This is a genomic window from Bacillus sp. G16 (genome assembly GCF_021282335.1).
Lineage (GTDB): Bacteria > Bacillota > Bacilli > Bacillales > Bacillaceae > Bacillus > Bacillus inaquosorum.
Genome location: NZ_JAJSOZ010000003.1, coordinates 167,154 through 185,631, shown reverse-complemented (window position 1 = coordinate 185,631; position 18,478 = coordinate 167,154). Strand labels below are relative to the sequence as shown.

Below are 18,478 nucleotides of genomic sequence, written 5' to 3'. Positions count from 1 at the left end.
ACCTTATGTGAGTATTGAATTGACGTATCCCCGGGTATCTTTGTCCACTTCTTGAATGTCCGCCAAGCTCGGTTTTTTCATTACCTGATGGCGGGATAGTGCCTTTTCGATACAGTCTTCAATAGCCAAAAACGGTATCTTGCCGGCTAAAAAGGCAGCGACAGCTACTTCATTTGCCGCATTTAGCACTGTCGGCATTGTTCCTCCTATTTTACCTGATTCAAAAGCAAATTGTAAGCATCGGAACCTGTCAAAATCAGCTTTCTCAAAATGCAGACTGCCGATTTCCCATAATTCAAGCCTTTTCGCATCTGGTAATGGCAACCGGTCAGGATAAGTGAGCGCATATTGGATTGGAACTCTCATATCCGGAGTTCCGAGCTGTGCGATCACACTTTTGTCATGAAACTCAACCATTGAATGGATGATGCTCTCCTTATGTAAAACTACATCAATTTGTTCATATGGTATATCGAATAGCCAATGTGCCTCGATCACCTCTAACCCCTTATTCATCATTGTAGCCGAATCAATCGTAATTTTTGCACCCATTGACCAATTCGGGTGTTTTAATGCATCCTCAACTGTTACTGATTCGAGCTCCTCCCGCGTCTTGTCCCGAAAGCTTCCGCCGGATGCCGTAATGATGAGGCGTTCAATGTTTTTAGCCTGTTCGCCTTGAAGGGCTTGAAAAATTGCCGAATGCTCACTGTCAACAGGCAGCAGCGGAACATCATATTTCTTAGCATGTTCTTTTACTATATGCCCTGCAGTGACAAGAGTTTCCTTATTTGCAAGCGCAATTGTTTTTTTCTGTTCAATTGCCTTTAACGTCGGGATAAGACCGACGCTTCCGAGCAAGGCGTTGACAACAATGTCAACCTCCTCCATCACTGCTGCTTCTATCAGTCCTTCTTCTCCCAGCCCGATTTGGCATTCAAAAGAAAAAGACATTTGTTTTAATTTATGATATGTATCCAGATCACCGACAGAGACAAACTTCGGCTGAAAGGCCTCAATCATTGGTACGGCCTTATCAATATTTCTGCCAAACGACATAGATACCAGCTGAAATTGATCTTGATGCGTACGCAATACGTCAAGAGTCTGTTCGCCGATTGATCCTGTTGCTCCTAAAAGACAAATATTTTTCAAAGCTGCCACTACTCCTATTCTTTTTGCTGCATGATCAGTCTCATATTCATATTAGACTTTTTTATGAAAAAAGGGCAAGCAGAAAGTACAAGAAAGGCATGACAAACAAGAAACTGTCAAAACGGTCTAATATACCGCCATGCCCGGGAAGAATCTTCCCAGAATCCTTTACATCGTAATGTCTTTTCAAGGCGGATTCCACTAAATCTCCAAGTTGTCCGAAAACAGACAAAAACAGCGTGATCAAAAGCAGATAGATATACGGGATCGGAAGATGTGCAAAAAGCTGAAAAATCGTCGCCAGTACAAGTGCGATGACAATTCCGCCTGCAAAGCCTTCCACTGTTTTGTTCGGACTGATTTCAGGCCACAGTTTTCGCTTACCAAGCGCTTTCCCGACAAAATATGCACCGGAATCAGTGGACCAAATCACAACACACGCGTAAAAAATGTATGTTAACCCGTATTGGTCAAGATTTCTGATTTCTATAAAATAATGAAAACACATTCCGATGTAAATTGCTGCAAGCGTAATAAACCCGACTTCATCAAAAGTAAAGGTGTTTTTCACCAACACTGTGTAAGTCAGCAAAAGCAGTACCGCAAACAAAGCGATTTCCATTTTTGAAATACCATTCGCTTCAAAAAACGAATACTGGCTTGGCAATAAGAACATCCACAATAATAAAAGACTGATCAAACCCGGCAGTGAAACCAGCTTCAGCTTTTTCATCCGTAAAAGCTCAAAAAGCGCCACACTGCCCATAGCATAAATTAATATGGTGAACGGCAATTTCCCGACAATAACCAAAAATAAAAATACAATTGCTGCCAGAACACCTGTCAAAATTCTTTGTTTCATGTCCACCATCCTCTAAATTCCGCCAAACCTCCGGCCCCTCTGCTGATATTCTCCTAACGCCTGTAAGAAGTGATCCTCTTTAAAGTCAGGCCATAAGACGTCAGTAAAGACAAATTCACTGTAGGCAACCTGCCATAGCATAAAATTGCTCAGTCTAATCTCGCCGCTCGTTCGAATTAAAAGTTCAGGATCCTGCAAAGATTCAGTCATTAAATAATTAGAAAAAAGCGATTCATCAATGTCTTCAATATCCAAAGAGCCTTCCTTCACTTTTTCCGCGAGTGCTTTTGCAGCAGTGACAATTTCAGTACGGCCTCCATAATTGAGAGCAAAATTAAGGATCATTCCGTCGTTTTGCGCCGTATCCTCTACAGCCTTTTCAATCGCACGTAATGTGTGCGCCGGCAAAGCCGTTTCATCTCCTATGATCCGAACCTGTACATTTTCCTCTACAAGCTCTGGAAGATACGTATTTAAAAATTCTTCTGGAAGCTTCATTAAAAAATCGACTTCCATTTTCGGCCTCTTCCAGTTTTCTGTTGAAAATGCATACAATGTCAGTACTTTGACACCTAGTTCGTTCGCAAGCTTCGTTGTCCTTTTTACCACCTTCATTCCTTCATGGTGGCCTGCAATTCGGGGAAGAGAGCGTTTTTTAGCCCAACGGCCATTTCCATCCATGATAATGGCGATGTGTTCGGGAATTTCTCCCTTAAGTATGTCTTCTTTTGTATAACGTTCTAAGTTGGAAGCCGCAGTTTGCTGGTTCTTCCAATTTTTGAGTATGTTGAGCATGAGATTCCTCCGTCACCCAAAAAGGTTGCATTCCCTGCTGATAACCGATGTAATCAACAGTATTAACAAAAAAACCCCCTGTAAACATGAGAGGGTCTTTTCACTATTATCTATTGTACATAGTTTTTCATTAAACTTCCATGATTTCTTTTTCTTTGTCTTTTGTGACACTGTCAATTTTTGACACATATTCATCTGTCAGTTTTTGAACGTCTTCAGTTGAAGCACGCAGTTCATCCTCAGTAATGTCTCCGTTTTTCTCAAGTTTTTTGAGATCATCGTTAGCATCACGGCGAACGTTACGGACAGCTACTTTCGCTTCTTCAGCATATTTTTTCACAACTTTTACTAATTCCTTGCGTCTTTCTTCTGTTAATGCCGGAATCGCAATTCGAATCATGTTGCCGTCACTTGTTGGCGTAAGGCCTAAATCAGCTTTTAAAATCGCTTTTTCGATATCGCCGATTGCTGATTTATCATATGGCGTTACAACGAGCATACGAGCTTCAGGCACGTTAATAGAAGACAGCTGATTTAAAGGTGTCTGTGCTCCGTAATATTCAACCGTTACTTTATCTAATAAAGATGGATTTGCACGGCCTGCACGTACTGTAGCCAATTCGCGCTGATAAGCAGCAATTGCTTTTTCCATTTTTTCTTTTGTTTGAGTTAATACTTCTTTTGACACGTTATTTCCCCCTCACGATCGTTCCGATTGATTCACCGATAACGGCACGTTTGATATTTCCTTCTTCCATAATAGAAAAGACGATAAGCGGAATGTCATTATCCATGCATAAAGATGATGCTGTTGAATCCATGACTTCCAGGCCGTCTTTTAGAACGTCAAGATAAGAAAGTGATTCATACTTAACAGCTGATTCATCTTTTCTAGGATCAGCATTATACACACCGTCAACATTATTTTTCGCCATTAAAATAACGTCTGCTTCAATTTCAGCAGCCCGCAGTGCAGCTGTCGTATCAGTTGAGAAATATGGGTTTCCTGTGCCCGCAGCGAAAATAACGACACGTTTTTTCTCTAAGTGGCGTATCGCTTTTCTTCTTATGTACGGTTCAGCAACTTGTCTCATTTCAATGGATGTTTGCACTCTGGACTGGATTCCGAGTGTTTCCAAGCTGTCTTGAAGAGCAAGCGAATTCATAACTGTCGCCAGCATTCCCATATAGTCAGCAGTTGCACGGTCCATGCCCAGGTCACTTCCTGTTTTTCCGCGCCATAAGTTGCCGCCGCCTACTACAACAGCCACTTCGACATCAAGCTCAGCGATTTCTTTCACTTGCTTTGCAATGGATTGAATGACAGTCGGGTTAATTCCGTTACCCTGTTCTCCTGCCAATGCTTCCCCGCTAAGCTTTAATACGATTCGTTTGTATTTTGGTTTTTCCATGATAACCTCCAAGTGTAAACATTGCCGTTTTCTATTATGCAAGAGAAAAAAAGGTTTGTAAATATAGTTTTAAAAATAGGGAACACAAAGTGTGTCCCCTATACTGCCTGAAAAGACGCGACTTGGCCGCGAAATCTTTTCGCCATTATTTTTTCACTTGGTTCATTACTTCTTCAGCAAAGTTTTCTTGACGTTTTTCGATGCCTTCTCCAACTTCATAGCGGACATAAGTTTGAACAGTTGCGTTTTTCGCTGCAACAACTTGTTTCACTTTTTCATCTGGGTTTTTAACGAACGCCTGGTCTAAAAGACAAATTTCTTCGAAGAATTTGTTCAGACGGCCTTCAACCATTTTCGCTACGATGTTTTCAGGTTTGCCTTCTTGAAGGGCTTGCTGAGTTAAGATTTGACGCTCATGGTTTGCTTCTTCTTCAGATACTTGATCACGAGAAATGTAACGAGGGTTAACCGCGGCAACGTGCATTGCGATATCTTTCGCAGTTTCTTCGTCAGTTGTACCGTTCAGAACAGTTAATACGCCGATGCGGCCGCCCATGTGAAGGTAAGCACCGAATGCAGAGTTTTCGTCTTTTGTAAGAACTGTAAAGCGGCGAAGAGTGATTTTCTCACCGATTTTAGCAACTGCGCTTGTGATGTACTCTTCAACAGTAGAGCCGTTTTCCATTTTTTGACCCATTGCTTCTTCAACATCTGCTGGAGTATTTGCAAGAAGGTGATCAGCTAAAGTGTTAAGAAGCTCTTTGAAGCCTTCGTTTTTCGCAACGAAGTCAGTTTCAGAGTTTACTTCTAAGATAACACCTTTGTTGCCGTCAGTTTTAATAAGAGTAGAACCTTCTGCTGCGATACGGTCAGCTTTTTTCGCTGCTTTCGCAATCCCTTTTTCTCTTAAAAGGTCAATTGCTTTGTCCATATCTCCGTCAGTTTCAGTTAACGCTTTTTTACAATCCATCATGCCCGCGCCAGTTTTTTCACGCAGTTCTTTTACTTGCTGTGCAGTAATTGCCATTTGTATTCCTCCTTATATGTTAAACAAGAGTATGTATCTTACACATTTTTCTTGAAAAAAGGTGATAAAAGGCAGTCCCTCTTATCACCTTTTGAATAGGTTACGCAGTTGTTGTTTCTGTTTCTGGTGCAGTTTCTTCAGCAACTTCCGCTTCTTCTTCGCCTTGCTTCGCTTCTAAGATTGCATCTGCCATTTTAGAAGTTAGAAGTTTAACAGCGCGGATAGCGTCATCGTTCGCTGGGATTACAACATCGATTTCATCTGGATCACAGTTAGTATCTACGATACCGATGATAGGGATGTTTAATTTGCGAGCTTCTGCAACAGCGATGCGCTCTTTGCGAGGATCGATGATGAATAATGCATCAGGAAGATCCTTCATATCTTTAATTCCGCCTAGGAATTTTTCAAGACGCTCTAATTCTTTTTTCAATTGAACGACTTCTTTTTTAGGAAGTACATCAAACGTACCGTTTTCTTGCATTTTTTCAATGTCTTTAAGACGTTTAATACGTTTTTGGATTGTTTCAAAGTTTGTTAATGTACCGCCCAACCAGCGTTGGTTGACATAGTACATGCCAGAGCGTTGAGCTTCTTCTTTAACAGAATCTTGAGCTTGTTTTTTTGTTCCGACGAAAAGGATTTTTCCGCCTTCAGCAGCAAGATTTTTAGTGAAGTTGTAAGCTTCCTCTACTTTTTTGACTGTTTTTTGAAGGTCAATGATGTAGATTCCGTTACGCTCCGTGAAAATGTAACGCTTCATTTTTGGGTTCCAACGGCGTGTTTGGTGACCGAAGTGAACACCAGCTTCAAGCAATTGCTTCATAGAAATGACTGACATGTTATTTCCTCCTAATATAATGGTTTTTTTCCTCCGCTTAGGTCATTTTTGTGCAGAACTGCCGCCTGCAGCACCCTCTGCATAAATCGTTAAGCGTGTGTATTTAACACCAAGACATAATATAACACAGCTTTATCCGACAATCAAGAATCCTTTACACCTTTGGAGCGAAATTTTAAAAATAGCTCGATTTCTGTTTTTCCACTCTTCAGTTTCTGGGCAATTTGACTGGCCGAATACCCCTGCTCATATAATTCTATGACCTGGTCTTCAAATGATTGGACATCGCTGTTTACGCTCTCTTCCTGAAGCTCAACCGCAGTAATCAGACCTTCAATATGTTCAGGAAGATTCTCTTCTTCTTGAACTGCATCCCGCTCTGAATATTTTTCAGAGTGCTGAAGGTCTGGCTTTTTGGTTTCTTCCTCAGTTTGACTTGAGGGTGGACCGGTATTTTCTATCAGTTTCTCATTTTCTTCTTTTAATTCAAGAAGAAATGCCGCCAAGGTGTTTTCCGTCTCTTCAAGTATCTTCTTTTGCTGTTTTTCTGTTTCTTTCACAGCCGCGAGCCTCGTATACAGAATAATGACAGCGTACAAAAGAGCGCCGTGGAGCGTAAAGCTTAAAAGCCATAATAGTGTTGACATGTTTTTCACTCGCTAACCATGAAATTCATTATTGAATCACTTTTTCCAGCAGATTCTTTAGTTTAAATAGTGCCTTTGAATGGATCTGTGATATGCGGGACGTAGATAGATTTAATACTTGTCCGATTTCTGTCAATGTCAACTCCTCTTTGTAGAACAAACTGACCACCAGCTGTTCTTTTTCAGAGAGTTCGTGAATTTTTTCAGCAAGCTGTGCAATCAGTTCATCCTTCATAATCTTTTCTTCAGGCGGCACATTTTTGTCATCTCTGATCATGACCTGAATGTTTTCACCGTCATCTTGATCATGGAGCTTTTCATCAATTGACAGCAGATTTGCAAAAAAACCTTCATTCATTGTTGACACTACATCCTGTACCGTCATTCCAAGTTCCTCTGCAATTTCTGCGGGCGATACGTTCCGAAGATAGCGCTGTTCAAGCTTTTCAATTGCTGCTTCAACCTTCTTTGTTTTTTCACGTGAGGTTCTGGGCAGCCAATCTTCTTTACGAAGCCCGTCTATGATTGCGCCGCGAATTCTAAACGAGGCGTAGGTATCAAATTTTAAGTCCCGGCTGGGGTCAAATTTTTCAAGGGCATCATATAAACCAAGCATACCAAGGCTCATAAGATCGTCTTTATGCACTGATTTAGGCAGTCCGACAGAAATTCTGCCTACATGATATGTGACAAGCGGCATGTAACGGCGCATTAAATCGTCACCGGCTTTAGGATCTTTCCACTCTTTCCAGCGCGTCCAAAGCACCTGATCTTCATAATTCAAGGATTGCATTGTTATCCCCCTAATACCTTAATTAAATCGTTTTTTCACCTTGTTTAACAGTTCGAATATGCAGCATGCAGGACTTCGGTTCAAATTCTATCGTCCGGCCGCTTGAGCCGCCTGTATCTTCACTCATAATAGGAATATTATATAAAGACAGCTGTTCCTTTATCGCTAATACATTTCTCGGTCCGATCTTCATCAAATCATTTGTTGATTTAAACTTAAACATTTCTGACCCGCCCGCAAGCTTTGCTTTTAATGCAAATTTCCGGCAACCCGCTTCTACCAGCATATCAATCGTGGTCTTTACGGCAGTGTCAGCATATTTAGCCCGATTGAGTTCGGCAGTTTTAGATAACGTTGAATCCGGAAGCATAACATGGACAAGGCCCGCCGTTTGCTTTTCTTTATCATAAAGCACCAGCCCCACACATGATCCCAAACCAGATGTCCGGATGGTGTCCGGGAAGCGGGCGATCTTCACGTCAGCAATTCCTACCTTTACAACAACAGCCTCAGTTGTACTCATAATGATGCACCCAAGGCGACAAAGAGCTTTTCAAATGAATCATAGTCCGGCAGCATAAACATATGCGCTTTCAGCTCCTGCTGATGGCTTTGGTCAAAAATCGACGTGTCGACAACAATAGCGTGTTCTCCAACCTGACTGAGCTCCATCAGCCCTTCGCTGATCACAGCGCCGAACATATCCAATGAAACTTCAGGAACACTAGGATAAAGCTGTAGTTTCGTCAAATCCGCCAAGGCCGTTAAATATGATCCTGCTAAAATATTGCCCAGTTCATGCAAAGCGGATGAGCTCATATGGTCTTCACTTAAGTCCTCTATATCAAAATCGGGGTTTCCAATCAGCTCTCTGATAAACTGCTCCGCCTGATAAAAAGGCATTATAAAGAACATCGAACCCGTTAAATCGCCTTCCATTCTTAAAAAGATGCTGGCAACCGGGATATCAGCGCCTCCGAAAAAATCGACAAGCTCATCGAAAGACAGCAGCTTTGCAAACGGGACTTCCATATCTATCTTTCTATTTAACAGCTGGGCCATTGCAGAGGCGGAGTGGCCGGCGCCAATATTGCCGACTTCCCGCAAAATGTCCATCTGCTCTTCTTTGATTCCATTAAAAATACTCATGTCATAACCCCTTTAAGATTAAGCTTGATCGGGCACAGCGGACTGAGATGATTCTTTATCCAAAACCGCGTTCGCATCAATAATATTTAATAGCCTGTTCTCTTGCTTCACAATCTGTTTGATCGACACATCCGTATCTTTCTGGATGCTTTCTGGAGCGGATTCTATTTCACTTTCGTGTACGGTGATCACATCATTGGCTTCATCCACAATCCAGCCGACTTCAGTATCGCGATAAGCAATAATGATAATTCGTGTTTCATCCGTAATTTCATACTCTGGCAAATTCAGGCGCTTTCTTAAATCAATAACCGGAGTCACCACTCCGCGCAAATTGATTACCCCGCAAATATATGGTTCGACGCCAGGCACTCTCGTTGGTTTTTGCCATTTTTCAATTGATTTCACCTGAGTGACAGAAATGGCATATTCTTTGCCATTTACCACAAAGACAATCATTTTTTCGCCTGTTTTAATTTCTGCAGTCATGTGAGACACCTCCTCGAATGGTTAAATAATCAGTGCATTACAATCAATAATGAGCGCTACTTCTCCGTCTCCTAAAATAGTAGCTCCGGAAATTGCAAAGACGTTTGTTAAATAATCTCCGAGTGATTTCAGCACAACTTCCTGCTGGCCAATAAAGGAGTCCACCACAAATGCAGTAGGTTTGTCGCCTTTTTTCACGACAATGATATGGAGCTGTTCCGCATCTTGTCTTGAATCTTCTATTTTAAACTCTTCTTTTAAATAAACGACAGGGACAATGTGTCCTCTAAAGTCAATCACTTCACGGTCATGCGTTTGCAAAATGTCTTTTCTATCAATAACTGCTGTTTCAATGATTGAAGAAATTGGAATGGCAAATGTCTCTTCTTCCAATTTAATCAGCAGTACTGAAATAATGGACAATGTAAGCGGAAGCTGGATGCTGAACAAAGAGCCTTGACCTTCTGCAGATTTCACACTGACTGAACCGCCAAGAGACTCCAGTTTATTTTTCACAACATCAAGTCCGACACCGCGTCCGGAAATATCAGAAATTTGATCAGCAGTTGAGAACCCTGGAGCAAAAATCAATTCGTAAATTTCATTGTCTTCTAAGGTTTCAGCTTCTTTTTCCGTAATGACCCCGCGCTCAAGCGCTTTTTCAAGAATTTTTTTGCGATTAAGGCCTGCACCGTCATCCTCTACTTCGATAAAGACATGGTTGCCGCTGTGATAGGCTTTAAGCACAACTTTTCCTGATTCCGGTTTTCCCTTTTGCAAACGTATTTCCGGCGACTCGATACCATGGTCAATACTGTTTCTGATCAAGTGAACGAGAGGATCTCCGATTTCATCAATTACTGTTCGATCCAGTTCAGTTTCCGCACCGATGATCGAGAGTTCGATTTTTTTATTCAGCTCTTTTTGAAGCTGTCGAATCATTCTCGGGAACCGGTTAAAAACGGTTTCAACCGGAACCATTCTCATATTAAGAATAATTGATTGCAAATCTCCGGAAATTCTCGTCATTCGTTCAACCGTTTCAGTCAGTTCATTGTGCTCAAGCTCTTTTGCAATCTGCTCGAGACGCCCGCGGTCAATGACAAGCTCTTCAAATAAGTTCATTAAAGAATCAAGTCTGTCAATGTTGACACGAATTGTTTTAGATCCGCCGTGCTTCGCCTGTTCATCGTTTTTAGCAGGCTGTTTTTGTTTCTCCTGCTTCACAGGTACAGCTGCTGGTGAATCTGCCGGCTTAGATTCTTCCGGCTTTTCTGCTGATGTTAAAGGAGCCCCTTGAATGACTTCAACATGCTCAATTTCTGAAACGCCATTGATCAATTGTTCAATCTCTTCCGCTGATTGATGTGTTAAGAAGCAAACTTGAAAGTCAGTGCCGAAATCTTCGGTTTCAAGCACTTCCGCACTTGGGATTGTTTTCGCTACTTCTCCGACTTCATTAAGCTTTTCAAACACCATATATACACGAACTGCTTTTAACATACAGTTTTCGTTCAGAGAAATCTTGATTTCATATCGTTTGAAGCCTTGCTCCTCCGCTTCTTGTATGACAGTCCGTTCAAATTCGTCATATCCCCAATCAGATGCTGAATTTTGTGCTTCTGCAGGTTCCGCAGAGGCAGCCGTTTCAGCGTGCGCTCCATTTACATCAAGCTTTGCGCTCACTTCTGAGATATCTCTTTTACCATCCCCGCCGTCAATAATGGACTGAACCATAGCTTCCAGGTGATCCAGGGCTTCAAACAAGATATCCAGCCAGTCTGAGGTAACTGCCATATCTCCGTTTCGGATTGCATCCAGCACGTTTTCAAGCAGGTGGGTTAGATGTGCTAAATCCGTATAGCCCATCGTTGCGCTCATTCCTTTTAATGTATGGGCAGCCCTGAAAATATCATGAACGAGCTGAAGGTCAGTCGGGTCTTTCTCTAAAAGGAGAAGCTTTTCATTACATGTTTGTAAATGTTCTTTACTCTCATCAATAAAGACATCTAAATACTGATTCATATCCATTTGAATCACACCCTCTCTTTTTTCACGCAGCTTGTGATGGATGCTGCGATATCTTCCACATGTTTAATCTCATGGATGAGGCCCGCTTTAACAGCTGCTTTCGGCATCCCATATACGACACAAGATTCTTCAGACTCCGCAATGGCTTTCACATTGCCGGCCGTAAGCATGTCTTTTAGGCCGGCAGTGCCGTCACTGCCCATTCCGGTCATGATCACCGCTACTTTTTCATAGTCTGCCAGTTTACCGACAGAACGGAATAAATAATCGGCTGATGGCTTATGACGGCTTGGCGTATCGAGATTATCAAGAACGATCTGAAGTCCTCCGCTATTTTTGATAACGGATATGTTTTTTCCGCCCGGTGCTATGTAAACACAGCCGTTAAGAGCTGTTTCGCCATCTTTTGCTTCTTTTACTTGTATGTCGGATAAATGATTCAGCCGCTCAGCCAAAGAAGCAGTAAAACCTTCAGGCATGTGCTGAACAACAACCACTGGTGCGTTCAAATCCTTAGGAAGCTTCGGTATCACCTTTTGTAACGCCCTTGGACCGCCTGTTGATGTGCCGATGCATACAATTTGTCTGCCTGTGCCGGGTTTCGGTTTGCTTAATTCAGGCTTTACAGCACGTACTATAGGGTGAGGCCGAACTGCCTGTGAAGCAGGATGTTTCCGCTTGCCGGAAAGTCCAGCCGCGACGACACGCTCAACTAATTGTTCTTTAATTTTGTACAAATCCAGAGATATTGAGCCTGATGGCTTTGTGATAAAGTCAAAGGCACCGATCTCTAAACAATTAATTGTGCACTCTTTTCCTTTCTCGGTCTGGCTTGACACCATGATGACCGGCAAGTTATAAATCTCAATGATTTTGCGCAGTGTGTCTGTCCCATTCATGACCGGCATTTCAACATCAAGAGTAACAACATCCGGCTTTAGTAATTTAATTTTCTTAAGCGCTTCTTCTCCGTTTCTCGCAGTTCCGATTACTTCTATCTGCTTTTCCTCGGTTAGAAAATCACTTATCATTTTTCTCATGAAAGCTGAATCATCAACTACAAGCACACGAATCAAATTAAGCCCTCCTCATTAAAAAAGAAGATAACTTCTCAATAAATGTCTGTTTTTCTACTTTGTGTCTTGTTTCTTCTCTTTCAAACAAGGCATCCGCTAAAAGACGGACTGACCGGCTGGCTTTTGCCTGAGGACTTTGTATGAAAAAAGGAACCTGTTCGACAACTGCTTTGCTTACGATCGGATCGTCAGAAACAGAACCTGCAAACTGAACCTGAACATTCAAAAACATATGAATCGTGCGGGAAAGGCGGGTAAAAGCGTTCAGCCCTTCTTTTTGATCACGGCACCGATTGACAGCGACCTTCATTGATAGCTTATTTTCTGTCAAAACCAAGTGCTTGACAGCGCTATATGCGTCCATGATGGCCGTAGGTTCGGGAGTTGTTATGATCAAAATATCTTCCGCCGATAAAATAAAAGGCAACTGATCTTTTGATAAGCCCGCTCCCATGTCAAACAGTACATAATCGAACTGGCTTAACGCATGAGAAAGCTCATTGGCAAAAAACGCCCATTTTCTCTGATCCAGCTGAAATATCACATCAAGACCGGTTCCCCCTGATATGTACCGCAAACCCTTTGGCCCAACAGATAATGACTGCATCAAAGGCTTGCGATCGGTTAATACATCGATAATCGTGGAAGACGATGAATTTCCCATTAATATATCAATGTTCCCCATCCCGATATCAAGATCGATGAGCAGTACCTTCTTACCTTTATCCTGCAGCGCAAGAGCCATGTTTAAGGTAATATTGGATTTTCCGACACCGCCCTTGCCGCTGATGACAGCAAGTGTCTTCGCTTTTTGAGAATAAACCATTGGCAGAACACGCTGACGCTTTTCCATTTTCGCCCGTAAAGTTGCTGCTTGGTCAAATCTGTTCATCTGCACAGCATCCTTACAAAATCAAGAGGTGATACAGTCTGTATATCCTCCGGCACATTCTGGCCGTTTGTTATAAATCCGGCACCTATTTTTGATTCTGCCAGTATATTAAATACAGAACCTAAAGAAGAAGTCTCATCTATTTTTGTAAAAATGAACTGATTGACAGGGACAGATGAAAACCGTTTGACAATATGCTTCATATCTTCATATTTTGTAGTCGCGGATAAAACGAGAAATGACTGAATGCTGCTCTCAAAAGGAATCGTCTCTTTCAATTCATCAATGTATTGCTGCTCCTTGAAGTTTCTTCCGGCTGTATCAATAAACACATGATCATACTCAGAAAATAACTCTTTCGCCTGCTGAAATTCTTCTTTTGTATAGCAAACTTCCAGAGGAGCCTGCAGCAGTTCGGCGTATGTTTTCAACTGTTCAACAGCTGCAATACGATACGTATCTGTTGTAATAAAAGCAATTTTTTTCTGTTTTTCAAGCATAGATATGGCTGCGAGCTTAGCAAGCGTTGTTGTTTTACCAGCCCCTGTTGAACCAAACAGCACGATATACTTTGAATGAATAGGCTCCTGCCACTTGTCTGCTGAAGGCAGCTTATCACATAGTATATCCTGAAGTTTACTGACCACGTTTTCTTCCGTAAGACCGCCCTTTTCCACAGAGCAGCGCAGCAGTTTTTTCAGAGCGCTCGTCTTCGTTGCCTCTTTAATCCCCGTTTCTTGCAAAAGCTTTTCTGCTTTTCGCAGCGGCTCAGGAAGTACAGATTGATAAGCTGAAAAATCAACGGGTTCATGTTGCGCCGGAAATTGAGGGGGGTATGTCCTCTCCTCTATTTTCGGACTGCTGACCGGAGTTTTTAATGTTTGTTTCGGCTCAGCTGCCTTCTGAGGCGTTTTTTTCTCAAGAAAGTCTTGATCCAATACGGCAATTACTTCAACAGCAGGCTTGTTGACGAGTCCAAACCATTTTCGCTTTTTAATTTTTTTCGAATTTAAGATGACCGCTTCATTACCCAACTCTTTTCTGATGAGAAGTGCCGCTTCTTGCATTGAAGCAGCAGTAAATTTTTTGATTTTCATTAAATATCCACCACTCCAATGCTTTGTACCTCAACATTCGCCTCAAGTTCGTTATAAGAGAGTACCGGAAGATCAGGGAAGTATCGTTCCAGAAGCTGTTTCACATACATTCTGACAGGCGGCGAGCAAAGAAGAATCGCAGTTTCCTGACGCAATGAGAGCTGTTCAGCTTCTTTAGCGACAGAGCGTACAATACTTTCTGAAATATCTGGTTCAAGCGATAAATAATTCCCGTGTTCCGTTTGCTGTACACCGTCTGCTATTGCCTTTTCTACACGGCCCGAACAAGTAACAACCTTCAACACTTCATTTTCTTTAGCAAACTGGGCTGTAATTTGTTTTGCCAGTGCCTGTCTTGTATACTCTGTCAAAAGATCAGAATCTGTTGTTAATTTTCCATAGTCAGCAAGCGTTTCGAAAATCGTTACTAAGTTTCGGATTGAAACTTTTTCTTTTAAAAGCTTAGCCAGCACCTTCTGAATATCACCAACAGACAACGGATTCGGCGTAACCTCTTCCACAAGGACTGGATACGTTTCTTTCAAGTGATCGATGAGCTGTTTCGTCTCCTGTCTTCCGATCAATTCGTGGGCATACTGCTTAATTTTCTCCGTAATATGGGTTGAAACGACTGAAGCAGGATCGACAACTGTATAACCAAGCATGTCAGCCTCATCCTTTACCGATTCGCCAATCCATTTGGCCGGCAGTCCGAATGACGGCTCCACTGTTTCAATCCCTTCTATGAGATCGTCTTCAGGCGTAGGCGACATCGCTAAATAATGATCAAGGAGCAGCTCGCCTTTTGCTACTTCGTTTCCTTTAATTTTCAATCGGTATTCATTAGGCTGCAGTGCTATATTATCTCTGATGCGCACGACAGGAATGACAAGCCCTAGTTCTAGGGCCAACTGGCGGCGAATCATAACAATTCGGTCTAATAAATCACCGCCTTGATTGGCATCAGCAAGCGGTATCAGACCATACCCAAACTCAAATTCTATCGGATCGATGTGCAGAAGCTGAACAACGCTTTCAGGGCTTTTAAGCTCGTCAACCTCAGCCTCTTCCTCAAGAATCTCATCCACTTCTTCTTTTTCCTTACCTGATTTAGTTAGCGTATAAGCACCGAAAGCAAGCAGCCCCGCAAGCGGCCCCGTCAGAAAAATGCCAATCGGAGTGAAAATACCAAGAAGCAGAATCGTAGCTGCTGCGACGTATAAAAGCTTTGGATAAGCAAACAGCTGACCTGTAATGTCATGCCCTAAGTTTCCTTCAGAGGCAGCTCTTGTCACGACAATACCCGTAGCTGTAGAAATTAACAGCGCCGGAATTTGCGAAACAATTCCATCCCCTACAGTCAGCATCGTAAAGTGTGAAGCGGCCTCTTGAATAGACATGCCCTGCTGAAGCATTCCGATAATGATACCGAAAATAATATTGATCATCACAATGATGATTCCGGCAATCGCGTCGCCTTTTACAAATTTACTGGCACCGTCCATTGCTCCATAAAAGTCTGCTTCTCTTGCCACTTTTTCGCGGCGGTGCTTCGCTTCCTGTTCGGTAATCATCCCTGCGTTTAAATCAGCATCAATACTCATCTGCTTCCCGGGCATTGCGTCCAGCGTAAACCTTGCTGCAACCTCAGAAACACGTTCAGCACCTTTCGTAATGACGATAAACTGAATAATAATCAGGATGATAAATACAACAAGTCCAACTAATACATTTCCGCCGACAACGAAATTTCCGAAAGTCTCGACGACTTTTCCTCCTTCACCATGTGAAAGAATTGAACGGGTAGTTGAGACGTTCAAGCCCAAACGAAATAGGGTTAAAAGCAGCAACAGTGACGGAAAAATCGAAAACTGAAGCGCTTCCTGCATATTCATTGTGGTGAGAAGCACGATCAACGCAAGAGAAATATTTATAATGATCAAAATACTTAACAGCCATGGAGGAAATGGAATCACCAGCATCGCCACAATGAGGACCACACTTATTAAAACGGATAAATCTCTTGTTGACATGCTGTTTTTTCTCTCCTTTTAAATCGAAAAGTTCAATATACTTTTTGTTTTGTTTTATATACGTAAGCTAGAATTTCTGCCAAGACTTTAAAAAATTCTTCCGGCACTGCCTGGTCAATTTCTACCTGATCATATAACGCACGGGCAAGCGGTCTGTTTTCTACCATCATGACATCATGCTCTTTAGCAATTTTCCTGATTTTTAACGCCAGGTGGTCAACACCTTTTGCAACAATATAAGGAGCGTCCATTTTTTCTTCGTCATATTTCAGGGCAATCGCATAGTGAGTAGGGTTTGTGATAATGACATCCGCTTTTGGAACTTCCTGCATCATCCGCCTCATTGCCATTTCCCGCTGTCTTTGTTTAATTTTAGACTTGATAATCGGGTCTCCTTCAGATTTTTTGTACTCATCTTTTATATCCTGTTTTGACATTTTGATATTTTTCTCATAGTCAAATCTCTGATATAAATAATCGAGACCAGCAAGAATCAACAAAGCGACTGCACCGCTCAGCCCCATCCACAGTGTGAGCTTTGAAACAAAAGAAAGGGCCTCTTCTGGTGTCAGGAGCGGGAGCCGGAGAATTTCTCCATAATGCAGCCAAAGAACAGCGAAGGCCGCAAAACCGACAACCGTGATTTTCAATATCGATTTAATCAGCTCTACAATCGCCCTCATACTGTATATTCGTTTAAATCCTTTGATCGGGTCCAGTTTTTCAAGCTTAGGCTGTATCACTTCAGCAGAAAACAAGAACCCAACCTGCATATAGTTGCTTACGACCCCTGCAACAAGAGCGACAAGCAAGATCGGTGCAAGTATGATGCCCGTATCCTCTAATAAGCTGATAAACAGTGTGTGCACATTTGATTCTGAGAGCTTCATTGTGAGCGACTCGGTATAAAAAGTTTCTATAAATGACAGCAGCCTGTCTCTCATAAACGGACCAATCGCAATAAGCGAAAGGAATACTACCAATAAAGAAATGGCGGTATTGACATCCGCGCTTTTTGCTACCTGCCCTTTTTTTCGCGTATCCTTCCGTTTTTTCGGAGTGGCTTTCTCTGTCTTTTCTCCCGCAAAAAACTGCAGGTCAATTCTAAGCTTCATTAAGAAACACCGACCAATGCTAAAAGATTCCGCATCGTTTCAATCGTTAAACTAAAGACATTCCGCACAACGACGAAGATAACGGACATACACACAATGAGCATGATGAAACTGACAGCGATCTTTAAAGGCAGACCGACAACAAATACATTTAATTGCGGAACAGTTCGAGCCACGATACCTAATGCTAAATCAACAAGAAACAAACTGGCCACAACCGGCGCTGACATTTGAAAAGCAATAATAAACATCGCATTAAAGCTTTTCGCGATAAAATAAGCAAACTTTTCATCGCCGAAATTCGGAAATGCCTGATCAACTGAAATATACTGAAAGCTGTAGTAAATACCGTCAAGCAGCAAATGGTGGGCATTGACACTCAGCATAAACAAAAGTGCCATCGTATAGATAAACTGGCCGATCAACGGACTTTGTGCACCAGTTTGCGGATCAATAACATTCGCAATTGAAAATCCCATTTGAAAATCAATAAAAGAGCCGGCAATTTGAACTGCGGCAATCATCATATAAGCAATTAAGCCTAGACAAAGACCAACCAAAGCTTCCTTAAACGCCAAGAGCATATATTGCCCATCTATCTCCAAAGAGGGAGGTTTATCAATGGTGCTGAAACAAATGACCGCGAGAAAAAAAGCAAATCCAATACGATGAACAGCTGGGACATTCCGGTGTCCGAATAGCGGAATCGTTACAAAAAAAGCAGAAATTCTAATAAAAACCAATAAGAAGGCAGGAAATAAATCAATAATCGAATTCATCTCTACATTACCCTGCAAAACGATTTAAATTAGAAAACAGCTCTGTTGTAAACGAAAGAATGGTCGACAGCATCCATGGACCAAAAAAAATCAAGGCCAGAAGAACTGCCACGATTTTCGGAATAAACGCCAAAGTCTGTTCCTGGATTTGAGTTGTCGCCTGAAATATGCTGACGATTAAACCGACCAGTAAAGCAATAGCCAGCAATGGCGCACTCATCATCAGCGTTACGTATACGGCTTTTTCCGCCATAGAAATTACAAATTCTGAACTCACGTTTAGCA

At 42.1% G+C, this 18,478-nt stretch carries 20 protein-coding genes; all 20 read right to left on the bottom strand.

What is annotated here, in order from left to right; translation table 11 throughout:
- Positions 1–3 precede the first annotated feature (3 nt).
- The gene (gene dxr / locus LWH95_RS04910) at positions 4–1,155 is read right to left on the bottom strand and encodes a 1-deoxy-D-xylulose-5-phosphate reductoisomerase (RefSeq protein WP_003238505.1); all 1,152 of its coding nucleotides are present in this window, start codon (positions 1,153–1,155) and stop codon (positions 4–6) included.
- 61 nt (positions 1,156–1,216) lie between these two features.
- Positions 1,217–2,026: a phosphatidate cytidylyltransferase gene (gene cdsA, locus LWH95_RS04905; protein WP_080010796.1), complete on the bottom strand. Its 810-nt coding sequence runs from the start codon at positions 2,024–2,026 to the stop codon at positions 1,217–1,219.
- Between the two features lie 3 nt (positions 2,027–2,029).
- Positions 2,030–2,812: an isoprenyl transferase gene (locus tag LWH95_RS04900; RefSeq protein ID WP_060398636.1), complete on the bottom strand. Its 783-nt coding sequence runs from the start codon at positions 2,810–2,812 to the stop codon at positions 2,030–2,032.
- A 130-nt stretch (positions 2,813–2,942) separates the two neighbouring features.
- Positions 2,943–3,500, bottom strand: coding sequence for a ribosome recycling factor (frr, locus tag LWH95_RS04895; protein ID WP_003238508.1), 558 nt, complete (start codon positions 3,498–3,500; stop codon positions 2,943–2,945).
- 1 nt (position 3,501) lies between these two features.
- Positions 3,502–4,224 (bottom strand): UMP kinase, encoded by a 723-nt coding sequence (gene pyrH / locus LWH95_RS04890; RefSeq protein ID WP_003238510.1) that lies wholly within the window; start codon positions 4,222–4,224, stop codon positions 3,502–3,504.
- A gap of 145 nt (positions 4,225–4,369) precedes the next feature.
- Positions 4,370–5,251 (bottom strand): translation elongation factor Ts, encoded by an 882-nt coding sequence (gene tsf / locus LWH95_RS04885; RefSeq protein WP_003238511.1) that lies wholly within the window; start codon positions 5,249–5,251, stop codon positions 4,370–4,372.
- Between the two features lie 100 nt (positions 5,252–5,351).
- On the bottom strand, positions 5,352–6,092 hold the full coding sequence (gene rpsB, locus LWH95_RS04880; protein WP_003220918.1) for a 30S ribosomal protein S2: 741 nt from the start codon (positions 6,090–6,092) through the stop codon (positions 5,352–5,354).
- Positions 6,093–6,235: 143 nt separating this feature from the next.
- On the bottom strand, positions 6,236–6,739 hold the full coding sequence (locus LWH95_RS04875) for a hypothetical protein (protein WP_003238512.1): 504 nt from the start codon (positions 6,737–6,739) through the stop codon (positions 6,236–6,238).
- A 28-nt stretch (positions 6,740–6,767) separates the two neighbouring features.
- Complete coding sequence (sigD, locus tag LWH95_RS04870) at positions 6,768–7,532, bottom strand: RNA polymerase sigma-28 factor SigD (RefSeq protein ID WP_003220911.1); 765 nt, start codon at positions 7,530–7,532, stop codon at positions 6,768–6,770.
- A 22-nt stretch (positions 7,533–7,554) separates the two neighbouring features.
- Entirely contained in the window at positions 7,555–8,055 is a 501-nt protein-coding gene (gene cheD, locus LWH95_RS04865) for a chemoreceptor glutamine deamidase CheD (protein WP_019258413.1), read from the bottom strand.
- Positions 8,052–8,681 (bottom strand): CheY-P phosphatase CheC, encoded by a 630-nt coding sequence (gene cheC, locus LWH95_RS04860; RefSeq protein ID WP_019258412.1) that lies wholly within the window; start codon positions 8,679–8,681, stop codon positions 8,052–8,054. Before cheC ends, cheD begins: the two co-directional genes overlap by 4 nt.
- Positions 8,682–8,699: 18 nt before the next feature.
- Positions 8,700–9,170, bottom strand: coding sequence for a chemotaxis protein CheW (gene cheW / locus LWH95_RS04855; protein ID WP_003238516.1), 471 nt, complete (start codon positions 9,168–9,170; stop codon positions 8,700–8,702).
- Between the two features lie 21 nt (positions 9,171–9,191).
- Complete coding sequence (gene cheA, locus LWH95_RS04850; protein ID WP_232919073.1) at positions 9,192–11,201, bottom strand: chemotaxis protein CheA; 2,010 nt, start codon at positions 11,199–11,201, stop codon at positions 9,192–9,194.
- A 5-nt stretch (positions 11,202–11,206) separates the two neighbouring features.
- Complete coding sequence (gene cheB / locus LWH95_RS04845; RefSeq protein ID WP_232919072.1) at positions 11,207–12,277, bottom strand: protein-glutamate O-methylesterase CheB; 1,071 nt, start codon at positions 12,275–12,277, stop codon at positions 11,207–11,209.
- A gap of 1 nt (position 12,278) precedes the next feature.
- Positions 12,279–13,175: a flagellum location/number ATPase FlhG gene (gene flhG / locus LWH95_RS04840; protein WP_232919071.1), complete on the bottom strand. Its 897-nt coding sequence runs from the start codon at positions 13,173–13,175 to the stop codon at positions 12,279–12,281.
- Positions 13,166–14,266, bottom strand: a complete 1,101-nt coding sequence (locus tag LWH95_RS04835; RefSeq protein ID WP_232919070.1) for a flagellar biosynthesis protein FlhF — start codon at positions 14,264–14,266, stop codon at positions 13,166–13,168. Before LWH95_RS04835 ends, flhG begins: the two co-directional genes overlap by 10 nt.
- The gene (gene flhA / locus LWH95_RS04830) at positions 14,266–16,299 is read right to left on the bottom strand and encodes a flagellar biosynthesis protein FlhA (protein ID WP_232919069.1); all 2,034 of its coding nucleotides are present in this window, start codon (positions 16,297–16,299) and stop codon (positions 14,266–14,268) included. Before flhA ends, LWH95_RS04835 begins: the two co-directional genes overlap by 1 nt.
- A gap of 32 nt (positions 16,300–16,331) precedes the next feature.
- Positions 16,332–17,414: a flagellar biosynthesis protein FlhB gene (flhB, locus tag LWH95_RS04825; RefSeq protein WP_003238523.1), complete on the bottom strand. Its 1,083-nt coding sequence runs from the start codon at positions 17,412–17,414 to the stop codon at positions 16,332–16,334.
- The gene (gene fliR, locus LWH95_RS04820) at positions 17,414–18,193 is read right to left on the bottom strand and encodes a flagellar biosynthetic protein FliR (RefSeq protein ID WP_003238525.1); all 780 of its coding nucleotides are present in this window, start codon (positions 18,191–18,193) and stop codon (positions 17,414–17,416) included. The genes flhB and fliR overlap by 1 nt, the downstream gene beginning before the upstream one ends.
- A gap of 7 nt (positions 18,194–18,200) precedes the next feature.
- The gene (gene fliQ, locus LWH95_RS04815; RefSeq protein ID WP_232919068.1) at positions 18,201–18,470 is read right to left on the bottom strand and encodes a flagellar biosynthesis protein FliQ; all 270 of its coding nucleotides are present in this window, start codon (positions 18,468–18,470) and stop codon (positions 18,201–18,203) included.
- Positions 18,471–18,478: the final 8 nt, after the last annotated feature.